Annotated in this window: 7 protein-coding genes; 3 read left to right on the forward strand and 4 right to left on the reverse strand. The window is 48.9% G+C overall.

What is annotated here, in order from left to right; genetic code table 11:
• Window positions 1-9: 9 nt before the first annotated feature.
• Window positions 10-552, forward strand: coding sequence for a histidine phosphatase family protein (locus tag LQ229_RS22075; protein ID WP_230192929.1), 543 nt, complete (start codon window positions 10-12; stop codon window positions 550-552).
• Window positions 553-574: 22 nt separating this feature from the next.
• Here LQ229_RS22075 and LQ229_RS22080 read toward each other — a convergent pair whose 3' ends face one another.
• The 3 genes from LQ229_RS22080 to LQ229_RS22090 form a co-directional block, all read right to left on the reverse strand.
• The gene (locus tag LQ229_RS22080; RefSeq protein WP_230192930.1) at window positions 575-1,282 is read right to left on the reverse strand and encodes a GNAT family N-acetyltransferase; all 708 of its coding nucleotides are present in this window, start codon (window positions 1,280-1,282) and stop codon (window positions 575-577) included.
• 108 nt (window positions 1,283-1,390) lie between these two features.
• Complete coding sequence (locus tag LQ229_RS22085) at window positions 1,391-3,025, reverse strand: S-layer homology domain-containing protein (RefSeq protein ID WP_230192931.1); 1,635 nt, start codon at window positions 3,023-3,025, stop codon at window positions 1,391-1,393.
• An 83-nt stretch (window positions 3,026-3,108) separates the two neighbouring features.
• Window positions 3,109-3,582: an SRPBCC domain-containing protein gene (locus LQ229_RS22090; protein ID WP_230192932.1), complete on the reverse strand. Its 474-nt coding sequence runs from the start codon at window positions 3,580-3,582 to the stop codon at window positions 3,109-3,111.
• 466 nt (window positions 3,583-4,048) lie between these two features.
• Between LQ229_RS22090 and LQ229_RS22095 the strand changes: the two genes are divergently transcribed.
• On the forward strand, window positions 4,049-8,047 hold the full coding sequence (locus LQ229_RS22095) for a glycosyl hydrolase family 18 protein (RefSeq protein ID WP_230192935.1): 3,999 nt from the start codon (window positions 4,049-4,051) through the stop codon (window positions 8,045-8,047).
• Window positions 8,048-8,740: 693 nt separating this feature from the next.
• Here LQ229_RS22095 and LQ229_RS22100 read toward each other — a convergent pair.
• Window positions 8,741-9,652, reverse strand: a complete 912-nt coding sequence (locus LQ229_RS22100; protein WP_230192933.1) for an SDR family oxidoreductase — start codon at window positions 9,650-9,652, stop codon at window positions 8,741-8,743.
• Window positions 9,653-9,850: 198 nt separating this feature from the next.
• On the opposite strand from LQ229_RS22100, the gene LQ229_RS22105 reads away from it, so the two are divergent.
• Window positions 9,851-10,234, forward strand: a complete 384-nt coding sequence (locus LQ229_RS22105; protein ID WP_230192934.1) for a hypothetical protein — start codon at window positions 9,851-9,853, stop codon at window positions 10,232-10,234.
• Window positions 10,235-10,350: the final 116 nt, after the last annotated feature.

Raw genomic sequence — 10,350 nt, forward strand, 5'->3', positions numbered from 1 at the left:
GAACCACCCATGAAAAATATCTATGTCGTTCGCCATGCCAAGGCCGAGGGGCAAGCTCCTGAAGCGCCGTTAACGGAGACCGGAATTGAGCAAGCGAATCGTCTTGCCGAATTTCTCGCAATCCATCGTATCGATTACATCGTATCCAGTCCTTATGAAAGGGCATATCGCACAATTGCGCCGTTAGCCGATCAACTCGGCATAGACATTGTAATGGACGAGAGATTGGTTGAGAGAGTCTTATCGGGGAACGACCATCCCGAATGGCGCGATATGCTCCGCAGGACATACGATGATTTGGAACTGTGCTATGAGGGCGGAGAATCGGGCAACTCGGCGATAAGTCGCGCCGTGAGCGTCGTAGCGGAAGTGTTGCAACGCGGATGCAACAACGCTGTCATCGTTTCGCATGGCAACCTGATCTCGCTTCTTCTCAAGCATTTCGACAACCGGATTGGGTTCGAAGAGTGGGAAGCCATGTCCAATCCCGATGTGTACCGCCTTTCCTTCGCCGACGATGCCGCTCCAACCATAGAGCGAATATGGGCATAATCAATTTCAATAAGGCATGGCCCTATTCTTTTACCCGATACCAATACTTATATATTTCGGAGTATCCGACTTTGGAATACAACCTTAGCGCTGGGGCGTTATTCGCGACAACCGCTAAATAACTGTGCTTCGCCCCGTTTTCTTTTCCCCATTGCAACAAATGCAAGATCACTTGCTCGCCGAACCCTTGATTCCGATAAGCGGCATCCGTAACGATATCGTATAATCCGATATGCTCTCTTTCAATCACGCCAAGGCCGAACGCGACTGGTTGTTCTTGATCATAGAGCGTGATAAATCCTTTTTTCGTTCTAATGTTGGATAACATTCGCCGCATGATCTCTTTGTTTTTATGTTCGACATGATTGGCTCTGCCAAACTGTTCCACCCACCGAACGGTAACATTCTCCTCAATGGTGATGGAATGCGGATCAGGTTTCTTTAGGTTAGTTAACGTTAATGTCTGAACGCTGGTCATATCGATGCATGCATAGCCCTTCTCCTCTAAACTCCGGTCCAAATTATCGGGCTGGATAAAAGGTGTCATTTTATATGTGGGGCACAAATGTTGACTCGAATAGAGTTGTTCGCATTCTTCGATTTTACGATGCAAATCCAGGGTCGAGCGATATAGCGGACTGATCGAATTGGCGCGTTTCGTATAACCGTCCGCAAAGCGCAGCACCCATCCGTCGTAAAGCAATGAGGACAAGGCGGGCCAGTTGTTCAAAGACAATTCTTCATGCCGAAAAAGCTAGATTTGCCGTCCGTCGAACCGGGTATGAAAAAGGCGGCCGTGAATTCGGTCGCCATACGTTGCGAGTTGAAGAATATTCGGTTATTGGATGATCGTTGAAGCGACGATATTGCTGCTGGTGACGCGATCGCCCGACCCGGCGGGCAAAATGACGGAAACAGATAGATGTACCGATTGATCTCTTACGGCAAAATCTTTTTTTGGAATAATGAAGGCGTCAAGCCGCTTCCCTGTATTGCTCCCCTTGTAATGGAGAAGTTGAGGGCTGTCCACCCTGTCTAATCGTTTCGTAAAATCGGTTTCTATGTAAGTGTTGCCGTCCGTTTCCCGGATCCACTCCCTCATCGAGGCGAATCCTGATATATTCAACGAGATTCCCCAACGGTATTTATCGGGCTTCGTGTTTTTCAGGTCGCTCGATTGCAGCAGGATGATATAGTTGTCGCTAACGGCGTCGATATTGTTCGAGATGGTCTCATATTCCAAATCCGATTTTTTGAGCCGGTATGTCCAATGCAGGTTTTGAAGTGGCGGCAAATATTTGCGATTCGGATCCTTCGGATCGGCCATATCGACGACGATCAACCGATCTACTTGAGCTTGATAATGACCGTCCGGCGTTTCGAGCATCAATTTATCCAATGTCCAAGAGTTCATCCCTGTGTTCGCGTTATTCTCAGGGCGATTGAAAATATCGGCAGCGGTCGTAAATAGATTCGTGCGATGCCATGCGATTTCCGCCGCTGCGAGCGCATACCGGTCAACGGGCAAATCTTTGCCGGCATTGTAATCCAGCACGCGTTCGATCACGGCAACCGCTTGAGCGCGGGTCGTCGTCGAATCGGCGGATAGTTGTCCCGGGCCCGTCCCGGTCATCAGTCCGCGCCTCACCGCTTCGAACAGCATTTGCTTCGGTTCCATATCGGAATATAGCCGATCCAATTGAGCTCTTACATGATTGGGCTGTGCGGCAATTCGGGCGGCAAAATCGCTAAACCGTTTATATGGTTGATACATCGATTTTTCGCTCCGATTCAGGCAGTCGTATTCTTTGATATACCATTCCTCGGCTTCCGGACTGCAATAGGTTCTGCCTTCCGATTCATTTTCCAATTCGAAATCATGCTGTTTCCCGCGATACCATTCCCGCAAGTCTGCAATAAGCTGTTCCGGACGGTTGAAATCATCGATTCGGACATCAAAATCCTCCAAAGAGGCCAGAAAGGCGTAATCGTCATCATATTCCTTATACGATTGTTTCAACGGTTCAATACCGACCTTCTTCTTGGCGATATCATGATCGTAGCTTTGTTGGCGGGTAGCTCTCTCCAACGTTACAGCCATTTCGGCGCGGGTAAGCGGTTCGGACCATCCTTTGTGAAAATCATTGTCATAAAGCCGGTGTTTAACGGCTGCGGCCAGGACGGGCGCGAACCAAGATTCCCCCTCCTTCTGCGGGTCGACCGGCAATTGGAGTGCGCGTACCATCATCGCGATAAATTGTTCGCCGGTAACGGGGGCGTCGGGCTTGAACGTACCGTCCGAATAACCGGTCACGAAACCGGAGGCGATTGCCTTATCGATTTGAGCTTCGGCCCAATGTCCTGATACGTCGGTGAACGTACGATCGCTTCCTCGGGATTCGGCGTTTGCAACGCCAACGGTCGAACCGAGAAGCAATGCGGTCATGAATAGTGAGCAAATCAATTTTTTCAATAATCTCCCGCCTTTATCAATGTATCGCCTCTTGAATCGCGCTATGGCGTGAAGCGTCTATCTTATTATCGACGGGAACGAGGTCACTTGTTAGGAGCGCAGCATAACTCCTCCGTGCCGGATTCTAGCGCAGACTTCAAACTTCCCAATACTTGATTCCATGCCATGCGATGCCAAGCGATCGCTTTCTCCCATTCGCCGCCTTCCCCCCATCCCGCATGCTCGACAACGACTTTGGTGAATCCGTTATTTTCCGCGAAAGTGACAAGAACGGTAGTCAGCGACTCCTCTTCGTTCATGATCTGGGCCAAATCGTCCGGCCCTTTCCATGTAAAGCCAAGACGATCCATCGGTTCAAGCAGCGTTATTTTGCATCCTTTGGTACTCATTTGGTCCCGGTTTGCGGGGTCAAAATACAGCTCGAAAGAACCGCCGACGCGGGCCTCGATCTGTGCGCCGGGTGCGAACCATTGCACGATTCGTTCCGTTTGCGTCCATGCCAGCCACGCGAGTTCCTTACTGGATGCAATCTCGACTTGAAATTGTAAAGTTTCCATGCCATTTCCTCCTGAATTATGATGTAAACGTAGTTGAATTCTACGATTCTCCGTATAAATCCTGCTCCTTCCCCAGTGCTCCCGGTTGCCGCTATATCCAGGATGAATCTTGAGTAAAATCAACCAATTATTAGATTTTATCCCATCATTGTGGAAATGTCTCCCTTCCCATCGGGGCCTCTTTATTTCATGATGAATATAGCTACATTTCTTTTTAATTCAATGTATAGAGGGGGTATGGGGGGCAGAAAGCGAAAGGAACGACATCATTTTGAATCGCCAAGTTGTCGTCTGCACAATTTAGTAATCGTTTACATCCTTGTTTTACCTTAACCTCAAAGCCTTACATATGAGGCAATCAAGAATCTTTCGTGTCGAGAAGCATCAGCGTTCGAAAATTAGATTAAAAGAGGTGACAAAGGTGCGTTCATTAATTCGAAGGAAATTGTTTAAAAGAATGTCGGTCATGTTTCTAAGTTTTGTTTTAGCATTTGGCACTTTATTGGCCGCCCCTGCATTATACGCGGAGGAGACGGTCAGTCCCGACCTGTCCGTGGAAAGCTCCGTTCCCGACACAGCGCAAGAGCCCAATACTCCCGTTAACGAAGCTGAAAGCGAAGGCCAGGATCCAAAGATGGATGACGCCGCTGCAGACGAAATATTGCCGGCTCCACAAAACCTTCAAGTCAGTGCGGTAACAAGCACTTCCATCACGTTAACCTGGGATCCGGTTGGGAATAATGATGATTACAATGTCTATTATGGAGACGGCAACTATGCAGGTTGGACTGGAACAAATTCGATAGAAATAAAAAGTTTAGATCCAAATACCACGTATAGTTTTTATGTAGTCGCCGGAGCTAATGGAGAGCAGAGTAAAACGATAGAGGCCACTACCGCTGAGGCTAAACCCGGTGATCCGGATCCTCCGCCTAAAGAAGCACCGAAAAATTTAAGGGTAGTGGATATCACGCATAATTCCGCAACCCTTGAATGGGACTTTCTTGAAGATTATCATGATATTCAAATTTATAATGCTGTTACAGGCGCCTGGATTACATGGGGAAATTTCAAAACCCGAACTTTAAGTTTAACGCCGGAAACAGAATATAGCATTTATATTGTTTGGGAATGGGATAAAGTCAAGCATGAATACAAAAGCAACGTAGTAACATTCAGGACATTGGAAGATACAACCGAATACGAGGAACCGCCGTTACAGCCGCCAAGCTATTTGAAAGTGAATGATGTAACGCATGACTCGGTTATATTGGATTGGGGAGCAAGCCCGGGGGCGACGGGTTACGATTTCTATGTAAATGGTGATCGGACCGACCATATATTGGGGAATTCAACTACCTCGGTTACTTACGCTCCTGTCGGCGGACTTGAAATAGGAAAATCCTATACCTTTGAAGTCGGAGCTCAAAAGGAAGGCGACGGAGATGCTTTAACTTCTGCCAAGAGTAATGAGGTAACAATTACTTGGGGCAAACTGGAAGCGCCGCAGGATTTGCAGGTTGTAACGGCAACGAGATCGGCGGCAACATTCGGCTGGGCCCCAGTGCCTGGAGCCACGAGCTATGATATTTATCAGGGCAACGCACTTGTAGATAACAGCGAGTCTAATCGATATTTGGCAACCGGACTTACCGAAGGTCAATCCTATTCCTATAAGGTAGTCGCTAAGAATAGCCTTTGGGAATCGGAAGCAAGCGAGGAAGTGAAGGTTGTTCCGGGCAGCAATTATAATATTGTTACGTATTATATGTCTTGGGCGGCAAATCCGGACCAACGAAATTTCAAGCCTTCGGATCTCGACATATCCCAAATCACCCATATCAATTACGCTTTTTCCGATCTATGTTGGAAAAAAGTCGGTTCCACCCCTCGGGCTTGTCAGAACGAAGATATTCCTTTGCAAAAAGATTATGTCCATAACGGGGAAATGATTATTGGCGATCCGGAGGTGGATTTCGATAATTTCAGAGCCTTTGCGGAGATTAAAGACCGGAATCCTCACTTAAAGCTCATGATCTCCGTTGGCGGCTGGTCTTGGTCCAACCACTTCTCGAACATGGCTGCGACCGAAATTACCCGCCGAACGTTCGCCAACTCTGTGGTCAAATTTTTGCGCGAGTACGGCTTTGACGGCGTCGATATCGACTGGGAGTATCCGGTTGAAGGCGGGGAAGACGACAACTCTCGAAGCCCGGCTGATAAAGAAAACTTTACGCTTATGGCGCAAGCCGTCCGCGAAGCTCTTGATGCGGCCGGTTCGGAGGACGGCAAGTATTATCTTCAGACAATCGCATCGGGACAGGGCGATAATTTCGTCGTCAACGCCGATTTGGCGAACTCCGTGAAATACTTGGATTTTATCAACATTATGACGTACGATTACAGCGGAAGCTGGGAGAAGCTCGCCCATCATAATGCGCCGTTATACTATGACAAAAATCATCCTTTGGACACAGCGCCGAGAACGAATGTGCAAGGCGGAGCGTTAGGCCACTTGAACGGAGGCGTGCCTAAACATAAATTGGTGCTGGGCGTTCCATACTATGGAAAAGGATGGGAAGGTTGCCCGGCGGACGGACAATATCAGACATGTGAAAACCCTGCTTCGTTCGGTTCGTGGGAAGCCGCTATTTTTGATTATACGGATTTAGAGGAAAATTATTTGGGTAAGGAAGGTTACGTTCGCTACTGGAACGAAGCGGCTAAGGTAGCTTATCTCTACAACGACGAGAAGAAAATCTTCATTACCTATAACGACAAATCGTCCATGACCTATGCCGCCTCTCTTGTGAAGTCGCTGGATATTGCCGGAGTGATGAGCTGGGATAGCAGCGGCGACCGCAATAAAACGCTGTCTACGCGATTGGTTCGCGATTTGCCGATTGACGGCAAGGTGAATGCAGAGGCATTAGCCGCTCCGCAACAAGTTTCGGCAGCCTCCAGAAACGCCAATTCCATTCAACTGAAATGGAACGCGTCGGAAGGAGCTACCGGTTATGAAGTATACGTGAATAAACAATTGGCAGGTACAACGAACGGAACGGAATACACGATAAGTTCTCTTGCGCCGAGTACGAACTACAACATTTATGTGTTGGCCGTCGATCGGGATGGAGACGATATTCGGCGAGTTTCTCTTGCCAGCAATGAGGTGAAAACCGCGACAATATCGCCGCCGTCATCCGGAGGAGGATCGTCGGGAGGATGGTCGTCGGGAGGATCGACAACAACGCCGCCTGCAAAGGAACCGTCACCGGCCGATCCGGCAAAAGATCAATTAGAAACGAAAATCACGAAAGACGGCGACAAATTGATCGTCACTTTGCCGACGGAAGCGGCGTTGAAGACGATTGACGGATCGAAGGCGACGACGTTCCGAGTGGTCGTAAGCGATGAAGCCGGCCAAGTGGAAGTCATCGTAACGAAGGAGATTCTTGCAGCCATCGCGGAAAAAGGCGAACAAGCGGCCTTGACCGTTATCGCGAACGGCGTGGAGTATACGATTCCGGTTCATGCGATTCCACGTTCGACGGATATTAAAATTACGATCGGTTCCCCACGTCAAAGCATCATCGATCTCATCTACGAACTGGCGAAAAAGAAAGGATTAAAGCTGCTCGTGCCGCCGCTCGAATTCAAGATCGAGCAATTGCATCCGGACCAGACAACGACGGAAATAAGCAATTTTGGAAAATACGATTTGAGCCGTGTCTTCACAATGAATGCGAAAGGTTTGAACAGAAACCGGACGACCGGAGCGATCTATCTTCCGGGTATGAACGATTTCCGTTCCGTGCCTACTCTATTCGGCAAAAATTCGGACGGCACGGTACCGGTCGACTTGAAGCATAAGGGCAACGGTATTTATATTATTGCCGAATCCGGCTTCAACTTCCAAGACGTCACGATGGAATGGGCGCGCAAGGATGTCGAGGGCGCTGTGGCGAAGTTGATCGTGTCCGGAGACAGCGCGAGCGAATTCGGGGTTAAACGCAGCAGTACGCGCGCCGAAGTCGCTTCCATGATCGTGAGAGCGCTGGGCATTATCCTTGATGAGACAGATTCGACGTTTACGGATGTAGACGCTCAATCCGAGTATGCGAGGGATATTGAGGCCGCGAAGAAGATCGGATTGATCAAGGGAAGAACCGAAACTACGTTCGATCCGAACGGATTGGTAACGCGGCAAGAAATGGCGGTCATGCTGGCGAATGCGATGAGTTATGCGGGCAAAGCCAATGATGCCAATCCGGCAGTGCTGGATCGTTTTGAGGATCGGTCGGCAATCTCTTCTTATGCTGCAGCTTCGCTGGCATTGATGGTTGAGCAGCAAATCGTACTCGGCGTTTCCGACACGAAGCTCGATCCCCTGTCGAATATTACGAAAGCTCAAGCAGCTGTTACCGTGATGAGAACGTTGCGCGCCTTGGGATTGACAAATTAGTTAGTAAAATGCGAATGAACCCTTGCGGTCTATACTGCAAGGGTTTTTCGCATGATCCTGCGTGGCAGGCAATGAGGGACCTTTCATTGAGAAATCTGCAATAGGAGTCAATTTCAAAATTCGCCACCATTACCGAAACTGGCTTATTGCCAACAGCCCGCTTATCAGCAATCCGAGCGATAACCCTACACCGCCCATCGCCGACCGTACGGTCATTGCACGATTGCGCATAAAAAGAGGTGCCTCCCTACATTTCGAAGGCGATTCGCGCGTCGGCGCTCTTGCTTAGGAGCTAGCGAAACTGGTAATCCTTATTGGGCTCAAAATGAGAACCTTCCCATCCTAACGAAAGTACGTATCGCTATTCATTGGAAATCGGCCGTTTTACCTCCGATTTCCCCTCATTAGCGTGTTCCAGTTTCGTTACGCCAGCGACAAGAGTCATTTACAGGCTATTAGCGTGTATGCGTTTCGTTAGCCCGCCCGACGGCCCGACGGGTCGTCAGCCGCTGCGGTACTATGGAAATTGGCGCTTGCATCAATCAATATGCCGGAAAATTCCGGCGGATGAGGCCCTTTTTCGCTTTCCGACGCGTCTGTTCGATGTTTGCTCGACCGGCGATTCCATCCCTCATTTCCTGTTTCGATGGGGAAATACCGGAGCCCCATAACTGCCGCCCATCGCCCCCAGCGTTAACGGTATCCGGTAACGTCTGCCGGCTTGCCGGCATCTTGCACTTCGACGAGATACCTCCAACAATCCGGACGGGAGCCGTCCAGATCGTCAAAGCCGTATACATTGGCAAGCCCTCCGCTAGACAGCGACTGGCCGTTCCACCGCGCAACATGAGGGTCTGCCGCCAGAGACGCCACGGCGCGTCCCACATAACGCGTCGTTTCCGAAATCGCAAAATGGGGTTCCTTGGCAATGGCGTCGCGCCAATTGGCTTCGGTGACGCCAAAGTGCTCCAGCATAATCTCGGAGCGCATCCAGCCCGGGGTCAATGCCACGGCGGTACAGCGATACGGAAGCAACTCATGAGCCAGCGATTTCGCCATCCGAATGGCAGATGATTTAGCCAGATCGTAGAACATGGATAACCGGTAGTTCGAGTCGTTATATTCCGCCGTACCGTCCGTCATTTCGACGACCAGCCCGCCTTCGTTCCGGATGAATAAAGGAAGCGCGTAATGGCTTGTAATGAGATGGGTGTCTATCGCAAGCCGCAGCATGCGAAATCCTCTCTCCAGGGAGTGCTCCCAAACGGGGGTATTCCATTGCGTCAAATATTCCCCTCCCCATATATCATTCACAAGAATGTCCAGACGTCCCTGCTCCGAATCAATACGATCGATTAACGCCTGCACCTGCGCAGGGTCCAAATGATCGACTTGGACCGCAATGCCCCGGCCGCCGGCTTGGTTCACCAGCTCTGCTGTTTCTTCAATCGTTTCCGGCCGGTTGTATTCGGAAGCTTGCCCCGTTGTCGTACGTCCCGTCACATAAACGGTCGCTCCCGCCGCCCCCAGTTCGATCGCAATCCCGCGTCCGGCTCCTCGCGTTGCGCCTGCAACCAAAGCCACTTTTCCATTCAACGGTTTCATCTCAAGATCTCCTTTCGTTTCGATCTCTATCTATCATATAACTAGAAAGATGCCATCTAATGTCATATATCCTGAAAAGGCGCCTAAGCGAAAAATAAAATATATATGCCGCATTAAAATATGCTAACATGGTTACTAGTCTTAAGAATTTCGTACAAGTTGCAAGAACATTAGGTACGGAAAGAGGGGGAAACAGCGTTGAAGATATCATTGCGCAAGCAAATGATCATCAGCTTTTCGGCTATTTTTATTCTCCTTATTGTCCTTTTTGGCAGTTTGATTTTGAAATACAATATTTCCAATTATCAAAAACAGAGCTATGATTACATTCTGAAAATTGTAAAGGCGAACATTCTTCTCATCGACAACTATTTCGAACAGCTAATCAATGTTTCCAAAATTGTCGCCAGCGATTCGGACATAATGAAAGCGGTTACCTATCGCAACAGCGTTGATGAAGTCGATTATTCGGTCGAACTTTACAATCAGCGAAATGTCGCTTCCAAGATCAAACAATTGGATGTATTGGGAAGCATCGAGAATGCCTTAATTATTGGCAATAACAATGAGTATTTATCCTAAATTTCGAAAGCCCGTAATATCAAACACTGAATATAGTGGATCTGCCTCGCGGACTGTAAAAAAGTGGAGGTTTCCCAGTTCGTTCGGTTCAAGTCAACATTATGTGGATACACTTT

The organism is Paenibacillus sp. CECT 9249, assembly GCF_918697855.1.
Classification (GTDB): domain Bacteria; phylum Bacillota; class Bacilli; order Paenibacillales; family Paenibacillaceae; genus MSJ-34.